Origin of the sequence: Alcanivorax sp. 1008, from assembly GCF_020667895.1 — a bacterium.
In the GTDB taxonomy this organism is placed as follows: domain Bacteria; phylum Pseudomonadota; class Gammaproteobacteria; order Pseudomonadales; family Alcanivoracaceae; genus PGZG01.
This window is the reverse complement of sequence record NZ_JAFMPS010000006.1, coordinates 66,027-82,397: the sequence shown is the minus strand read 5'-3', so window position 1 is coordinate 82,397 and position 16,371 is coordinate 66,027. Positions and strand designations below refer to the sequence as shown.

At 57.6% G+C, this 16,371-nt stretch carries 11 protein-coding genes; 1 reads left to right on the top strand and 10 read right to left on the bottom strand.

All coding sequences use genetic code 11. The features are described from left to right. Together J1C54_RS09120 and J1C54_RS09115 are read right to left on the bottom strand one after the other, a co-directional pair. Window positions 1-4,543 (bottom strand): filamentous hemagglutinin N-terminal domain-containing protein (locus J1C54_RS09120; protein ID WP_229146668.1); only part of this gene is annotated, 4,543 nt, incomplete at its 3' end. Window positions 4,544-4,643: 100 nt separating this feature from the next. Beyond that, window positions 4,644-6,374 (bottom strand): ShlB/FhaC/HecB family hemolysin secretion/activation protein, encoded by a 1,731-nt coding sequence (locus tag J1C54_RS09115; RefSeq protein ID WP_229146666.1) that lies wholly within the window; start codon window positions 6,372-6,374, stop codon window positions 4,644-4,646. 445 nt (window positions 6,375-6,819) lie between these two features. Here J1C54_RS09115 and J1C54_RS09110 point away from each other — a divergent pair, with 445 nt between their 5' ends. Further along, complete coding sequence (locus J1C54_RS09110) at window positions 6,820-6,981, top strand: hypothetical protein (RefSeq protein ID WP_229146665.1); 162 nt, start codon at window positions 6,820-6,822, stop codon at window positions 6,979-6,981. A 72-nt stretch (window positions 6,982-7,053) separates the two neighbouring features. On the opposite strand, the gene J1C54_RS09105 is transcribed toward J1C54_RS09110, so the two are convergent. From J1C54_RS09105 to mutL, 8 genes are all read right to left on the bottom strand, one after another. Next, a complete protein-coding gene (locus J1C54_RS09105; RefSeq protein ID WP_229146664.1) occupies window positions 7,054-8,346 on the bottom strand; it encodes an adenylosuccinate synthase in 1,293 nt (430 codons plus the stop codon). 27 nt (window positions 8,347-8,373) lie between these two features. Next, complete coding sequence (locus J1C54_RS09100; RefSeq protein WP_229146663.1) at window positions 8,374-9,549, bottom strand: ATP phosphoribosyltransferase regulatory subunit; 1,176 nt, start codon at window positions 9,547-9,549, stop codon at window positions 8,374-8,376. A gap of 129 nt (window positions 9,550-9,678) precedes the next feature. Then, on the bottom strand, window positions 9,679-10,575 hold the full coding sequence (gene hflC / locus J1C54_RS09095) for a protease modulator HflC (RefSeq protein ID WP_229146662.1): 897 nt from the start codon (window positions 10,573-10,575) through the stop codon (window positions 9,679-9,681). Continuing rightward, window positions 10,575-11,711 carry an FtsH protease activity modulator HflK gene (gene hflK, locus J1C54_RS09090; RefSeq protein WP_229146659.1) on the bottom strand — a complete coding sequence of 379 codons (1,137 nt, stop codon included), beginning with the start codon at window positions 11,709-11,711 and terminating at the stop codon, window positions 10,575-10,577. The genes hflC and hflK overlap by 1 nt, the downstream gene beginning before the upstream one ends. A 21-nt stretch (window positions 11,712-11,732) precedes the next feature. Beyond that, a complete protein-coding gene (hflX, locus tag J1C54_RS09085) occupies window positions 11,733-13,094 on the bottom strand; it encodes a ribosome rescue GTPase HflX (protein WP_229146658.1) in 1,362 nt (453 codons plus the stop codon). 72 nt (window positions 13,095-13,166) lie between these two features. Beyond that, window positions 13,167-13,433, bottom strand: a complete 267-nt coding sequence (gene hfq / locus J1C54_RS09080) for an RNA chaperone Hfq (protein ID WP_229146657.1) — start codon at window positions 13,431-13,433, stop codon at window positions 13,167-13,169. A gap of 122 nt (window positions 13,434-13,555) precedes the next feature. Next, complete coding sequence (gene miaA, locus J1C54_RS09075) at window positions 13,556-14,506, bottom strand: tRNA (adenosine(37)-N6)-dimethylallyltransferase MiaA (RefSeq protein ID WP_229146827.1); 951 nt, start codon at window positions 14,504-14,506, stop codon at window positions 13,556-13,558. A gap of 28 nt (window positions 14,507-14,534) precedes the next feature. Continuing rightward, window positions 14,535-16,358 carry a DNA mismatch repair endonuclease MutL gene (mutL, locus tag J1C54_RS09070; protein WP_229146656.1) on the bottom strand — a complete coding sequence of 608 codons (1,824 nt, stop codon included), beginning with the start codon at window positions 16,356-16,358 and terminating at the stop codon, window positions 14,535-14,537. Window positions 16,359-16,371 lie beyond the last annotated feature (13 nt).

Genomic DNA, 16,371 nt, shown 5'->3' with positions numbered 1-16,371 from the left:
TGGTCGCCGTGGCGTCCAGGGTGCCAGTCACTGTGCCTTCCAGATTCAGGGCCGCATCATTGGTGATCGCGGTGTCGCCACCGGCAGTGATGATCACATTGCTGTCCGCTTCCAGCGTGTCCAGCGTAATGCCGGCCAGCGCCACGTCGTTCAGGGTCACGTCACCGGTCACGCTCAGCGCGCCGCTGTCGGTGATGCCACCGGTGGTCGCCGTGGCGTCCAGGGTGCCAGTCACTGTGCCTTCCAGATTCAGGGCCGCATCATTGGTGATCGCGGTGTCGCCACCGGCAGTGATGATCACATTGCTGTCCGCTTCCAGCGTGTCCAGCGTGATACCCGCCAGCGCCACGTCGTTCAGGGTCACGTCACCGGTCACGCTCAGCGCGCCGCTGTCGGTGATGCCACCGGTGGTCGCCGTGGCGTTCAGGGTGCCGGTCACCGTGCCTTGCAGACTCAGGGCTGCGCTGTTGGTGATCGCAGTGTTGCCGCCGGCCGTCACCGTGATCGCCCCACCAAAATCGTTATTGGCCAGCGTCAGATTGATGGTGCCAGCGCTGTTTAGGCTTGAAGTGCCGGTTACGACCAATGGAGCACCGGGAGATACCTGTGTAATCTTACCACCGGTGGCGCTTAGGGTACCGAAGGTACCACCTCTCAAATCCAGAGCGCCGACAGAATTAGCCGTCAATGATGTCGCACCCCCCGTGGTACCGATAATATTCATATTCCCGGTATCATCATCGAATGCGACATTGCGATGCGTACTGCCAACGCCGGTTTCAAACAATGTCACGGCGCCGAAATCGTTTCCTGGCAGGTTAAGCGTGGTATCAACGTTTGCCGCAGTGGCATAGATATTGGTGAATTGGGCAGCCAATGCAGCCGCTTGCTCCACGGAAGTTGAAGCACGGGCGTTAATAATATTGTAAGAGCCGCCGCCAAGGATGATCTCCGTACCGGTCACATCAAGAAGGAAGGCATTGCCGGATACAGTGATTTCGTTAGCGTCAAAGACGGAGACATTGTTGGCGCCAACATTAACAAGAGAGACGCTGCCGAAGTCGTTAGAAGTACCGTTCAGGGAGACACTGGCGCCAGTACCCACATCAACGGTGGTGAGACCGGTGGCAGTGATAGCAGTGCCGCCCTGCTGGGAAATGGCGTCCCCGGAGGTGGTTATATCCAGCGTGCCGGTCGCCGTCACATTGCCCAGCTCAAGCGACTCGCCTGAAGACAGATCGACAGCGGCACCGGACACTGAACCGCTGGCACCAAAAATGAGGTCGCCCGTGCCATCATCTTCGGCATCGGCGGTAAGGCTGATATCGGCGGTAGACGTAATGGCCTGATTAATTTCCACATTACCGTCTGCGGAGCCGGTCAGGTTCTCGTCTACATCGAGAGCGCCAGCGACAATCAGATTCGAGCCTGTAGAGAACGCCAGCGGATCATTGATGTCTGTGGTAGCAAAAGCACCCACTGTAATATCGCCCGTGTTGGTGTCGCCCACGGTGATCTGCGAGAAGCCATCGGTAAAGTTGGCGCCGAACTGGCCAATGGTAAGATTCACATCGAAAGCAGCAGGCAGGCTCGGAACAAGGCCGATTGTGTTGCCGCTGGTAAACTGGCGAATAGCCAGTGTTCCACCGGCTGCGGCGAAAGAAGACGCCGCATCGACAAACTGCAAGTTGCCATCTAGGGCCAAGTCGATGGAACCATTAGCTCCTGCGTCAACTGTACTGCCGCCATCCAGATAGACACCACTGACGTTAGCGCCACTGGACCACTGGGAGTTGATGTTGATGGCGCCACCATTGGAGGTAATCTGCGATGCGCCCTGCAGAACAAGACCCCAGTCCTCACTGTCGCCATTGATGGTGATATCCCCGCCGCCGGCCGCTGTGCTTTGTATGTTGGCAGCATTAATCAAGCCCATGCCCCAAGTACTCAGAAGAGACGGGGAGTTATGAATCCCATTGAACGTCAGAGTGCCGCTACCTGTGGTCTGCACGGTAGCGCCGTTAACCAGGACTCCCTGCGAGTAGCTGCCGCCGTTGCTGGTGCCGGTAACAACCACGTCGCCCGTGGCCGTACTCAACCGGGTTCCTGCGCCGCTGAATTTCACCCCGGCCTGAGAGGTGGCCACTGTGCCTGTGGCCGATGTGGTGCCGGTAATGGACACGCTGCCCTCGCCAGAAACCGAGCCGGCGCTCAGGTGCACGCCAGAGCCAGAAGCAGAAGTGCCATTAAAAGTCAGGTCGCCGGCCCCGGAATCAATATCACCATTAGCCTGCACCAGAATGCCATCTGCGAAGGAGGGGTCGGTGGTTGCTGCAGCGGTGCCGGTGATACTGATGCCGCCACCGTTTGTGGTCTGCACGCTGCCATCAAGATTGACGCCCAATGAGGTAAAGGTATTGCCCCCTCCGGCCTGAACCTGACCATCTATGGTGATCGCGCTAGCCGTAGCGTTAGCAGAAGTCAGTGAACCGCCACCAGTAAGCTCGACGCCCTGCGAATTAGCGCCCGCCTGACCATTACTGATGCCGTTTATAGTGATAGTGCCGGCGCCGCTATCCACGGCACCATTGACGGAAACCCCGTAGGCGGGGATGGCGGCTAGGCTGGTCGTGGCACTCTGGCCACGCAGAGAAATATCCCCACCAGCGGAGTTCAGCGAAGCGCCGCCAAAGATGTAGATACCGCGGGTGCCGACGGTGAGATTGCCGTAAGCATAACCGGTAAGCGGATCAGCAGAACCGCCACCCAGAATGATATCCCCACCATTACTTGAGAGAGTCGCGCCATTCACCTCGATCGCGCCATCCTGACCATCATTGCGATCCGAGTTCAGAATCAGATCGCCTCCCAGCCCGCCAACATTAGTGGTCAGGTTGGCTCCGACGACAATGTTCCGGTTAGCAAGAACTGTGAGCGCGCCATCGGTTTCAATGCTCTGGTTAATGAAAACATCCTGACCCGCCTCCATGGTCAGGCTTGGAGCCATATCAATGGCACCATTGACCGTAATATCAAGGTTGGCCTGAAGGAGGATGTCCGCAGTCGCGGCGTTAAGAACACTATTTGAAATCGTAAAATCGCCGGGCGACCCTTCACCAAACGCAATCACGTCATCTACAAGAGCCGCGTCGTCGACCTCTCCGGCCGATGCGATAATGGTCAGGTTATCCGGATCCAGCAGCAAGGTGCCGATATCGCCGTAAGCCGCACTCAGGTCGACAGTGCCCCAGAAGCCCAGCAGATTCTTGCCGGATACCTCGGCAAAACCACCGTTGCCGCCGTTGGCGCCACCGGTCGCGCTGATCTGGCCGTAGTAGCGGGTAATGTCATCGGCCCAAACGATGATCCTGCCACCGTCACCTTGATCCAGCGCATCGGCGCGAATGCTCGCATCACCGGCAATAAAGGTGCGCGAGGCATTGCGTACCTCTGCATTCGCACCCTGGAAATCGCCGCCTACCAATACTTCGCCACCGCCATTAACGCCAGAAGCATTAATGTCTGCGCCGGCGGCCAAACCAACCAGATCACCCAGCACTTTGACAGAGCCGCCTTGGCCACCGTCGCTACCCGAGCGCGCATCAATTTCACCGCTGACGATGGTAGTGCCGTCAGCATCCAGCGTTACCTCACCACCACCAACGCTGCCTTCGCCGGCAACATCAATGCGGCCCGAGGAATCAATGCTGCCGCCGCTGGCAACAAGGAAAACCTTGCCATCGCGCTCTTCAACACTGCTCGCCTCGATAATGCCTTCGTTATTCACCACGGTGGCAGCCAGATCGCCAGCAGCACTGGCGGTCATGTAAACGCGGCCGCCATCAGCAAAAATCAGGTTGTGGTTGGAGACCATGCCATCGACAACGGCACTATCTACTTCCAAGCGAATCAAACCGTCGCCGGTAAAATCCATGGCGATACGATCACCGGAGGCCAGCGCAACAGAACCAAGGCGCGCACTAATGATGCCTTCGTTAACAGCCTGACGACCGAACATAGCCACATAGCCACCTTCAGCAGCCACCAGCTCGCCCTGGTTAATAACGTCGCCACCTACCCCTTCAAACAGGTAGTTGCCAGAGAGGAAATCCTCATCCGCCATGTCCAGCGTGGATGCAACGAGGCCAGCTGCATCAACACGGGAACCCGGCGCGAACAAAATGCCTGACTGGTTGATCAGAAAAACCTGACCGCCGGCATTGATGGAACCAAAGATGTTGGAAGGGTTATCACCCACCACCCGGTTCAGCACTATGTCGCTTTTTTGCTGCAGGAAATTAACGGTATTACCCGAGGCAATACTAAAATCGTCCCAGTTAATCACCAGGTCCGAGGAATGCTGATCCACAGTCAGCGAATCCGTATCGCGGAAGATGTCTGCATCACCATGGGTAATATCCTCCCCCGTAGGGAGGTCTACCGCATAGGCACTCATACTGAGTGACATGGCCAGCAAGGTTGGTGCCGTTAGCACCTTCAGGCGGCGGTTAGCAGAGAGAAGGGTTTCCATCTTCCGTTTCATGGCATTTGCCTCTTTTTGTCTGCCAGCCGACTGAATGTCGGAAATCCGTGACAGCGCAGTTTTTCTTAAATTATTTAGTGTTTTTTCTGCTAGCGAATGATCAGAACCAATAGATCATTTGCAGCCAATAATTCACTTTGCTGTCGTCGGGCTGATCAACAACTGACTCGCGATCTGCCAGTCGTGTTGCCACTGTCAGGTCTGCGTAGAAAGAGTTTCCGCCGGCGATGCGCATACCGGCACCGACGCCATTTCGTGTCCAGCTATCATCAGCATTGATGGCAAGAGTGGAGTTGACTTGAGATGTACCCATGTCAAAAAGACCGTACACCTCTGCACGGTTTAGCCATTCGTAACGATCTTGCAGGCCGGTCAACTGGCGACGCAGCTCAGACTGAAGAATAAGGGCGCTATCACCCAGCGCTTCAGACGGACGATAAGCACGCACCGCCTGCGGACCGCCCAGGCTCATACGCTCGGAAGTATCCAGATCATCGCCACTGAACTGGCCGTCAAGACGAACGCTGGCACTCCACAGAGGAGCCAGTCTCTGAATGCGCTGGGCACTAAAGTTAAGCAATGAAAATTTGCCATCGAAGCGCGGCTTGCCCGGCACAGTAGAGCCGCCCTCTTCAGCGGTTACGTCAGACAAACCGAAACGCAATGACGCGGAGTAGGTGCTGATTGCACCACCATGGAAGTCATCGCGGTAGTCGCCGGAAACACCGAGATCAAGAATGTTCAGAACGTAGTCCGCTTCTTCGATCACAGGAATAATAAAAGACGCGCCGAAATCACGAACGAAGTTTCGGCTTTCAAATGCTAATCGCCCGGTGATATTGCGATCACGGCTACGCACAAGGGCATGAGAGCCATACAGGCTAATGGTGGTTGCGGTATTTTCAATCTCTAGATTCTCAAACTCTTCGCCAAGCTCAGAAAGCAAATGCGAGAAGCTCAGGCCAATGCGCGACGCGGGAGTAAAAACTGGCATCTCATAGTGCAGCGCACCATAAAAAGTATTGCCGCTATCTGAAACCATGGGACGGAAAGTAAGTCGATCACCCACATCAAAAATATTATTAATCCCGGCAACCATGCCAAGGCGATGCTCGCCAGTAACCGGCGAGCCGAAATTGTTGTAATCAACAGAGAAGTCGAAAGTACCTTCATCAATGACATTCAAAACAACATCTGATGTTCCGGTACGCTCACCAGGGCGCAGCGCCACTTCAGCGCGAAGACCGGGCAGGTCATTCAACAGCAGTGCGCCGTATTCCAGATCCGCTTCATTAACAATGCCGGTATCTATCAGGCGCTGCATGTGTGCGCGCACGCGCTCTTCGGAGATTGGCGAATCGCCCTCAATCTTAATCGCACCCAGCACGCCTTCGAGTACGGCAATGCGCACTTGACCGTTTTCAACCGCCTGCTCGGGCACGTAAGCGCGGGCCACAATGTACCCGGCGTCACGGTAGTGCTTGGTAATGCGGGAGGTGGCTTCCAACAGCTGGGTAAAGGTAATGGTGCCCTGCACGTCAGCAACCAGACCTGACAACTCGTCGGCAGGAAAAACCGTGTTGCCCTGGAATAGAAATTCACTGACGTCGAACTTCTTGTCCGCCACCGCGCGCATGGCCGGTTCATCAGGAATATCGAAGCGAAGTTCGGGGGAAGGACGAAGCGTGTCCGGGCGATCCTGTTCAAACTGACGCTGTTCAGCGCCGGGATCCAATAGCGGAGTATCTTCCGCATGCAGTTGCGATGACATCATCATCAGACCGGACAAAACGCCGGCCACTAGTGGCCGCATCATTGCTTTGTTACTCATGAATCCCCCGAAAGCTTGGCGCCAAGGCCTTGCCATCATTAGTTCCAACACATCTCGGGAGTGCAGGGGCTTTGTAGAGAACGAAAAATCCGTTTCCTGCCCATCCCGGACATTGCTTCCTTAGCTGCCCGCCATATCCAAAATGATCGTGCACAGCACACGATGCGGGACGGCGGACCCACTAGACCGAAGGACATTAACTCAGGAATGTGACGTTTATCAACTTTTTACATTAGACGCGGTCTCATACCTACTGCCAACTCGAACAGGATCCCCCCCCCTGTTCAAATCCTGTCAGGCAACCGATTTTGTGGCACACTGAGCGCCTGGCAGAGGCCCCTTCCAGCTCACCCAAGAAGACCACAAGGCATTGTTATCAATGAATAAATTCAGAATAAGCAGGACCCTCCCGCCCCCCCTGAAGCACTTGCTCGGTGCTGCGCTGATGGCAGCCACACTGGCATGGGCCGGCCCGGCAGCGGCAGCACCACCGTCACCGGCACCCATGACCAATCAGGCCCAGAATAACCGCCCCTACCTGTTGGTATTCCCGGTAATCGTATTGGGCATCATTGGGGCACTGGTGATTATTACCCGTAAGAAGTGATGCGGATGGCCCCAGACACCATTAAAAAAGGCGCCATAGGCGCCTTTTTTAATGCGTTGAAACCCACCAGAGTTACTCGAACGGGTGACGCAACACGATGGTCTCATTGCGATCGGGCCCAGTGGAAATGATATCGATGGGTGCGCCAGTCACCTCTTCAATACGCTTGATGTAGGCACGGGCATTGACCGGCAACTCCGCCAAGGTCTTGGCGCCCACGGTGGACTCCGTCCAACCCGGCATATCTTCGTAGACAGGCTCCATTAAGGCATAGGAGTCTGCGTCCCAGGCATTGTTAATCACTGCGCCATCCGCATTGCGGTAACCGACACAGATAGATACCACTTCAAGACCATCAAGTACGTCCAGCTTGGTAAGGCACAGACCGCTGATCGAGTTGATCTGGATGGCCCGACGCAGAGCAACCGCATCAAACCAGCCACAGCGACGGGCACGTCCAGTGGTGGAGCCAAACTCATGGCCCCGCTCGGCCAGACGACGACCAACATCATCAAACAGTTCCGTCGGGAACGGACCCGAACCCACCCGGGTGGTGTAGGCCTTGGTGATACCCAGCACATAGTCCAGATAAAGAGGGCCAAAGCCGGAGCCGGTGGCGGTGCCGCCAGCGGTGGTGTTGGAGCTGGTTACGAACGGATAGGTGCCGTGGTCAATATCCAGCAGGGTGCCCTGGGCACCTTCGAACATGATTTTGTCACCGCGCCCGCGGGCGTCATGCAGGATAGTGGTGACATCCGCCACCATGGGCCGCATTTCTTCGCCAAATGCGATGGTTTCATCCAGGGTCTGCTGAAAATCCACGGGCTCGGCGTTGTAGTAATTGCGCAGCACAAAATTATGGTAGTCGAGCATTTCGCCCAACTTGGCGGCAAAGCGTTCGCGCTGGTAGATGTCACCCAGGCGCACGCCACGACGGGCCGCCTTGTCTTCATAGGCCGGGCCGATGCCACGCCCTGTGGTACCAATCTTGGCCTCCCCACGGGCTTTTTCGCGGGCCTGATCCAGTGCCACGTGCACCGGCAGAATCAACGGGCAGGCAGGAGAAAGACGCAAACGCTCGCGTACCGGCACGCCATTGGCCTCCAGGCCACGAATCTCTTTCATCAGCGCGTCGGGCGCCAGCACCACCCCGTTACCAATCAGGCACAACACGTTTTCCCGCAAAATTCCCGAGGGAATCAGATGCAGGACGGTCTTCTTGCCGTCGATAACCAGCGTATGACCGGCATTATGGCCGCCCTGAAAACGGGCCACACAGGACACCTGATCAGTGAGCAGGTCAACGATCTTGCCCTTGCCTTCGTCACCCCACTGGGTGCCGAGAATTACAACGTTCTTTCCCATGGCCTGTTTGTCGTCACGGTTGGTGGATTAAAGGGGTTCAACGATCCAGTTGCCGGACTGGCTAATCAGCCGGCGGTTACAACTCAATGTGCGAGCGTCATTATCCGCTCCCGGCAGAGCAACAACGACAGTTTCACCGTCACTGCGCAATTTGTTCACTTGCTCGGCAAAGGCGCTTTCCAGCCAGTCGCCTTCAGCCAGGATGGCACCGCCAACAGAAGCGCGGCGACCGTTGGCGAGCAACCGCAGGTCGGCACTGAAGCCGGTGGCCGGTCGGGCACGGCCGAACACTTCGCCAATGTGATCATAACGACCACCCTTGGCAACCGGCTCGCTGGCGCCATCCACATAGGCAGCGAAAAGGCAGCCGGTGTGGTAGTGGTAACCGCGCAATTCGCCGGCATCAATGTGCAACTGCACGGCGGGATAGCGTGCCTCAGAAAAAGCCGCCAGCGCATCCAGCTCGTCGATGGCACTGACCACATCCGCTCCAAAGGGGGCTAATGCCTCGCGGGCCTCGGCCAGCACTTCTCTACCACCCGCCAGCCAGGGCAGTGCCGCCAGCGCATCACGCAGCTCGGTGGTCAACGATAGTTCGGACAGGAACGCATCAAGCTCATCACGGGCTTTGCGCAGATAAATATCAGAAAGCGCTGCTTCATCATCAGCGGACAGACCGGCGCGACGCACCAGCGCCCGGTAAATGCCAACATGCCCCAGATCCAGTGTCACCGGAGCGACCCCAGCCAGCGCCAGCGTGTCCAGCATCAGGGCAAGCACTTCTGCGTCGCTCTGCACGCCCGCATGGCCGAACAGTTCAACACCGATCTGGTAAGGGGTGCGCGAGCCGCCGGGCTGGCAGCGGGTACGCACTGCGGTGCTGCAATAGCACAACCGGGTCGGCGCACTACGACGCAAACTGTGGGCGTCAATGCGCGCTACCTGCGGGGTAATATCCGGGCGAATGCCCATCAGACGACCGCTCTGCTGGTCAGTCAACTTGAAGGTTTCCCGCTCCAGATCACGGCCGGTGCCATTAAGCAGGGAATCAAGAAATTCGATCAACGGCGGAAACACCAGCTGGTAACCCCAGCGGGCAAACAGGTCGAGCAGCTCACGGCGCAGCGATTCAATCGCCGCCGCCCGCTCAGGCAGAACTTCCTCGACTCCGTCGGGGAGCAACCACTGTTCTTCGCGATTCATGCCTGTCCGTCGTTCAGTCAAAAAAAGGGCCGGACGTCTGAGGTGACTCAAACGTCCGGCACGCGGCGCGGATTGTAGCACCTGATTGCGCCCGGTCACACCGGCACAATCAGCTGGCTAGACCAGCGGTCAGCGACCGCCGGAGGATTTTTTCAGATAACGGAAAAAGTCGCTATCCGGCTCCAGTACCAGCAGGTCTTCCGGGTTCCCCAGGCTGGCGCGGTAAGCTTCCAGACTGCGATAAAAGCGGAAGAACTCGGCATCACGACCAAACGCCTTGGCGTAGATAGAGGCCGCCTCGGCATCACCGGCACCACGCAGAATCTGCGCATCACGATAGGCTTCTGCCATGATCACCGTGGCCTGACGATCAGCATCCGCACGGATACCCTCGGCGTCCTCACGACCCTTGGCACGATGACCCGCGGCATCCCGGGCCCGCTCGGCGCGCATCCGGTCAAATACCCGGCCGCGGACTTCTTCCGGCCAATCGACCCGCTTGACGCGAATGTCGATTACCTCGATGCCAAGATCCGCCAGGGTGCGTTCGTTAACGGTCTGCGCCACCTGGTTCATGACCGCCTCGCGCTCACCTGCCACCACGTCATTAACGGTGCGCTTGGAAAACTCATCACGCAGGGCCTGCTGCACCCGACCGTCAACACGCTGCTGGGCTTCCGCCTGAATACGCATGCTGTCGGTGCTGCCACTGCCAAGCGTGGTGACGTAGCGCTGCACATCAGCAATACGCCAGATCACAAACGAATCCACGTTCAGCACTTTCTTTTCTGAAGTCAGGAACGGCTGGGTCGGCACATCATGGGTCAGCACTCGACCATCGACCCGGATTACTGACTGCAGGAACGGCAGCTTGGGATAGATGCCCGGCTGGATATCACTTTTGATGATCTTACCGAACTGCTTCAACACCGCCTTTTCAGTTTCATTGACGACGTAGTAAGACTCGGAACCGATTACCAGCACCATGGCGATAAGCGCGAGGAATAGCGTGCTTCTCTGAGACATCAGCGAATCTCCCTTGTGCGGCTGCCATAGCCAGTTTGCGGGCGCTCACTTGCCGACGAAGACTTGGGTGCAGCCACGCCACTGGCGCTAGTGGAAGGCTCCGCCAGAGCGCGACTTTCCTTGTGCTGGCGGATCATCTGATCAAGCGGCAAATAGAGCATGTTGTTTCCCGACTTGGTATCGATCAGCACCTTGCTGGCGCCGCCCAAAACCTGCTCCAGCGTCTCCAGATAGAGACGATCACGAGTAATCGCCGGGGCGCGACGATACTCTGTCAGCAACGCTTCGAAGCGCTGCGCATCACCTTGGGAACGGGCTACCACCTGCTCTTTGTATGCCTGTGCTTCTTCGCGTAGACGACGGGCGCGGCCGCTGGCATCTGGAATCACACCATTGGCATAGGTCTGGGCTTCATTGCGGAAGCGCTCTTCGTCTTCCTTGGCCCGGGCCACGTCATCAAATGCATCACGCACTGCTTCCGGGGCAGCGGTACGGTCAAGAATCAACTCAACGATCAGCAGGCCGGTGTTGTATTGATCCAGATATTTCTGCAGGCGAGTGCCCACATCAGCACCGATGCGCTCGCGCTCTTCAATCAGCACCTGATCCATGGTGGAGGCACCCACTACCTGACGCAGGGCACTCTCAACTGCATGCTTGAGCACGGCTTCCGAATCAGCAACGCGCAATACATAGGTCTGCGCATCCACCACCTTGTACTGCACTTTAAGATTTACGCCGACAATGTTTGTGTCGCGGGTCAGCATCTCTTCACGGACGCTGTGCTCGCGCACCTGATCCACATTGACCCGGCGGAAGGTTTCCACAGGCGGCCAGTGCCAGTTAAGACCCGGACCCAGAGTTCGGTCGTATTTACCGAAACTGAGCACCACGGCACGGTCCTGCTGCTGCACCGTGAAGGCGCCCCAGAACAGATACAACAGCACCAGTGCCAGTAGCACGATAGCCACTACCGCACCGCCGCCACCATTATTGCCGCCAGCTTTTCCGCCAAACAGACCGGAAAACTTGCCGCGCAGGTTCTTCAGTACTTCGTCCAGATCAGGCGGGCCTTGATCACCACCGCCACCCCAAGGGTCTCGGGGCTTGTTTCCGCCAGGTTCATTCCAGGCCATTGAATTCTCCGCTTTTCGCGCTTAGTGAGAGGCTTCGGGATTGTAGGAAGGCTCATTTTCCACTGCAACCTCAGGGTATGCCGTGAAGACATCCTGTTCATCCAGCTGCGCTTCGCGCAACAGGCGCAGGAAGTGTACCCGGTTCAGGCGCACTCTGAGTAAAAGATTGCCGTCTGTAGTGGTCTGCTCGGCTAAAACTTCACCAGCCTCATGCAGCCTGGCCCGCAGCCGACCAGCCGCGGCCGCCGGCAGCACAATCCAGCGATCCACCCAATTGGCCGCCAAGCGCTCTGCCATGGCCTGATGCAGCAGCTCAATACCCTCTCCGGTCACCGCCGACAGCCACACCCGCACTGCCAGACCTTCTTCATCGCGATCAATCCGTGCGGCGGTATCGAGCAGGTCAATCTTGTTGAAAACATGCAGCACCGGCACCTGATCAGCGCCAATTTCTTCCAGCACCGCATCCACCGCAGCGATGTTTTCGTCACGCTCGTCACTGGCCGAATCAGTGACATGCAGCAACAAACCAGCACTGAGGGTTTCCTCCAGAGTGGCCCGAAAAGCCTGCACCAGCCGATGAGGCAGGTGGCGAATAAACCCCACGGTGTCCGCCAGAATAGTCGGCCCTACGCCGGGAATACGTACTTTGCGCAGGGTCGGATCCAGCGTCGCGAACAGCTGATCCGCCACATAGACCTCAGCATCGGTCAGGCGATTGAACAGCGTCGATTTGCCCGCATTGGTATAGCCCACCAACGACACCAGCGGGGTTTCCGCACGCTGCCGGGCACGGCGTCCCTGGGAACGCTGGCTACGGACCTTCTCGACACGCGCCTCGATCGCGCGAATACGCTCACGCACCAGACGACGGTCGGTCTCAAGCTGGGTTTCACCGGGACCACGCAGACCAATACCGCCCTTCTGCCGTTCAAGGTGGGTCCAGCCTCGCACCAGTCGGGTCTGCATATGGCGCAACTGCGCCAGCTCGACCTGAAGGCGGCCTTCGTGGGTACGGGCTCGCTGGGCGAAGATATCCAGAATCAAGCCGGTGCGATCGAGCACCCGGGTTTTGACCACCCGCTCAATATTGCGCTCCTGAGCCGGGGTCAGGGCATGGTTAAACAGCACCACGTCGATTTCGTGTTCGGCCACCAGCTCGGCGATTTCTGCCGCCTTACCCGAGCCGACATACAAGGCCGCATCCGGGCGGTCGCGACGACCGGTGACTTCCAGAATCGGCACAACGCCACTGGACGACACCAGATGGTGAAATTCATCAAGGTCTTCCCGGCCGGCACCATCCGGGAGGTCCATATGCACCAGCAGAGCCCGCTCACCAACATCAGTACGGGTTGCTTCGGTACTGTCAAACAGATCCATCAACAGGCCTCAGCACAAAAAGCCACGCGATGCGTGGCTTTTTGCAGGTTCAATAATCGTCGTTTAGTGCAATCAATCAGCGTCGTAGTCATCATCCGCCGGCAGGCCACTGTGACCCACGGGAGTGGTAGTGCGCGGATTGCGCGCCGGCACCACGGTAGAAATAGCGTGCTTGTATACCATCTGGCTGACAGCATTCTTCAGCAGCACCACATACTGATCAAAGGACTCAATCTGCCCCTGCAGCTTGATACCGTTGACCAGAAAAATAGAAACCGGAATACGCTCTTTCCGCAGGGCGTTCAGGAAAGGGTCTTGTAGCAAGTGCCCTTTTGACATGTCAGTGACTCCTTGGATGATCCTTAAAAAATGGGCGCCCAGCAGTTCGGGCAAGTTTTTGCACAACGTTTCAGCAAAACATGGATCAGCGCAGCTATTGGCTTCCGGCCTGCTGCTTGCGGTCAACTAAACACCGAATCCAGCAGGGGCGCAAGCCGGTTTTCCAGCTGCTCAATCAGTTGCGGGTGGTCACTATCGAACCACTCCAGCTCTGGCCATCCTCGCAGCCAGGTGAACTGCCGCTTGGCCAGCTGACGGGTCGCGATAATGCCGCGATCCACCATTTCTTCATAACTATACAAACCGTCGAGATAGTCCCAGACCTGCCGATAACCGACTGCCTTGATGGCCGGCAGTTCCCGATGCAGGTCTTGGCGAGACTTCAGCTGTCGCACCTCTTCCACCAGTCCGTCTTCAAGCATGGTGTGGAAGCGCTCAGCAATGCGCTCATGTAGCAGCGCCCGGGAAGCCGGAGCCAGCGCCAGACAGGTCGCAGTATACGGAAAAGCCGGGCTAGGATTTTCTTCTGTGTCAGACAATGCGACAGACTTCTGCTTTCTATGCAATGCGGACAGCGGCTCGCCGGTCAGGCGATAGACCTCCAGCGCCCGCTGCAGGCGCTGGCCATCATTGGGCTTCAGCCGGGCAGCCGTTTCCGGGTCCACCTCAGCCAGCTGACGGTGCACCTCCGGCCAGCCATGTTCACGAGCGATGGCGTCGATGGCTTCGCGCACCACAGGATCGGCAGCAGGTAAATCCGCCAGCCCCTGCTGCAGCGCCTTGAAATACAGCATGGTGCCGCCAACCAACAGAGGGATGTTGCCGTTGGCATGGATATCGGCAATCTCACCCAGGGCATCTTCGCGAAAACGGGCGGCGGAGTAGGGTTCGGATGGATCAAGAAAACCGAGCAGGCGATGCGGAGCTTTTGCCAGCACCTCCGGTTCAGGCCGAGCAGCACCGATCTCCAGGCCCTGATATACAAGCGCAGAATCAACATTGATGATTTCCAGCGGCAAGCGCTGCACAAGCTCTACCGCGGCACCGGTTTTGCCGGAGCAGGTGGGCCCCATCAGGAATATTACCGGCGGGTTCGACACCTCAGCGGCCCCGCATAAACAGGCGGTCCAGTTCCTTCAGCGACATCTGCGTCCAGGTTGGTCGGCCGTGATTGCACTGGCCGCTACGCTCGGTGGCTTCCATATCACGCAGCAGGCCATTCATCTCCGCAATGGTCAGTCGGCGGTTGGCTCGAACACTGCCGTGACAGGCCATGGTGGAAAGCAACTCGTCCAACACCGCCTCGATGCGGCTACTGCTGCCGTGGCTGAGCAAATCCGACAACACATCGCGGACCAGCGCCTCATGGTTGGCCTCACGCATCAGCGCTGGCACCTCACGAACAATCAACGTTTCCGGTCCGGCTCGCTGGATAACGAAACCGAGCCGCTGAAACACCTCCGGCGACTGTTCAGCAAAGTCCGCCTCACGACTGGAGACCGCCATGGACACCGGCACCAGTAGCGGCTGACTACGCACTTTGTCTTCCGCCCAGGAGGTTTTCAGATGCTCATAGGTGATTCGTTCATGGGCGGCGTGCATGTCCACCAGCACCATGCCATCGGCATTCTCCGCCAGAATATAAATGCCGTGTATCTGCGCCACAGCAAAGCCGAGCGGTGGCGCCACATCGTCGGCCGCGGGTGCAAATGCCGGTGACGACTCTTCCACCCGAGGGCGCAGCAGGTCGCCATAACGGGCGGCTTGCTGGTGCCCTTCGCCAGCCAACATCGGCGGACGATTTTGCGGCATGCCCAGCGCCAAACCTGACTGCCGGGACGGCATAGGCTGCTGTGGTGACATGACCTCGTCATTCATCAATGCAGAATCATCGGCGCGAGTCGGTTGCGTCTCAGCCCCTGGACGCACCTCAGCGATGGCCCGGTGCAGGGAGCGATATAGAAAATCATGCACCATGCGCTGCTCGCGAAAGCGCACCTCATGCTTGGTGGGATGAACGTTAACATCCACCTGAGCAGGGTCGAGCTCAAAAAACAGAACATAGGCAGGATGGCGACCGTGATACAGCACATCCCGATAGGCCTGGCGCACCGCATGACTGACCACACGATCACGAATTACCCGACCGTTAACAAAGAAATATTGCAGATCGGACTGCGACCGGGAAAAAGTTGGCAAGCCAAGCCAGCCATGCAGACGCAAGCCGCCGTGCTCAATATCGACGGCGATGGACTGCTCTATAAAAGCGCTTCCACACAGCTTGGCAACTCGCTGAGCACGATGAACATCCGTGGTTGCGGCAGGCAACTGATGGATCACTTTCTGGTTATGCATCAAACGAAATGCGGTGGCGAACTCGCTCAGGGCAATACGGCGAAATACTTCTTCAAGATGATTGAACTCGGTTTTTTCAGCGCGCAAAAACCGTCGCCGGGCCGGCGTATTAAAAAACAGATCACGCATTTCCACGCTGGTGCCACGTGGATGGGCCGCCGGCTGCACCTGGGCCGCCATGTCTCGCCCCTCCACCGACACCTGCCAACCTTCCGAACTGTCGGCCACATTAGAAGTAAGTGTCAGGCGCGATACGGAACTGATCGCCGCCAGTGCTTCACCACGAAACCCCAGCGAACCAATTGCCTCCAGATCATCGAGCGTACGAATTTTGCTGGTGGCATGACGGGATAGGGCCAGGGGCAAATCATCCGCACCAATACCGCCACCATTATCCCGCACCCGGATCAGCTTGACGCCGCCCTGCTCCGCATCTACCTGAATCTGATCGGCACCAGCATCAAGAGCGTTTTCCAGCAACTCCTTAACCACGGACGCAGGCCGCTCCACCACCTCACCGGCAGCAATCTGGTTGGCCAAACGCGGATCAAGCAACTGGATACGAGACAAACAACACCCCAAC

What these genes read in the sequence shown, in the direction of transcription:
- J1C54_RS09115 (WP_229146666.1), bottom strand. Translation starts at nt 6,374, where the DNA reads ATGAGTAACAAAGCAATGATGCGGCCACTAGTGGCCGGCGTTTTGTCC.
- J1C54_RS09110 (WP_229146665.1), top strand. Translation starts at nt 6,820, where the DNA reads ATGGCAGCCACACTGGCATGGGCCGGCCCGGCAGCGGCAGCACCACCG.
- J1C54_RS09105 (WP_229146664.1), bottom strand. Translation starts at nt 8,346, where the DNA reads ATGGGAAAGAACGTTGTAATTCTCGGCACCCAGTGGGGTGACGAAGGC.
- J1C54_RS09100 (WP_229146663.1), bottom strand. Translation starts at nt 9,549, where the DNA reads ATGAATCGCGAAGAACAGTGGTTGCTCCCCGACGGAGTCGAGGAAGTT.
- hflC (WP_229146662.1), bottom strand. Translation starts at nt 10,575, where the DNA reads ATGTCTCAGAGAAGCACGCTATTCCTCGCGCTTATCGCCATGGTGCTG.
- hflK (WP_229146659.1), bottom strand. Translation starts at nt 11,711, where the DNA reads ATGGCCTGGAATGAACCTGGCGGAAACAAGCCCCGAGACCCTTGGGGT.
- hflX (WP_229146658.1), bottom strand. Translation starts at nt 13,094, where the DNA reads ATGGATCTGTTTGACAGTACCGAAGCAACCCGTACTGATGTTGGTGAG.
- hfq (WP_229146657.1), bottom strand. Translation starts at nt 13,433, where the DNA reads ATGTCAAAAGGGCACTTGCTACAAGACCCTTTCCTGAACGCCCTGCGG.
- miaA (WP_229146827.1), bottom strand. Translation starts at nt 14,506, where the DNA reads ATGGGGCCCACCTGCTCCGGCAAAACCGGTGCCGCGGTAGAGCTTGTG.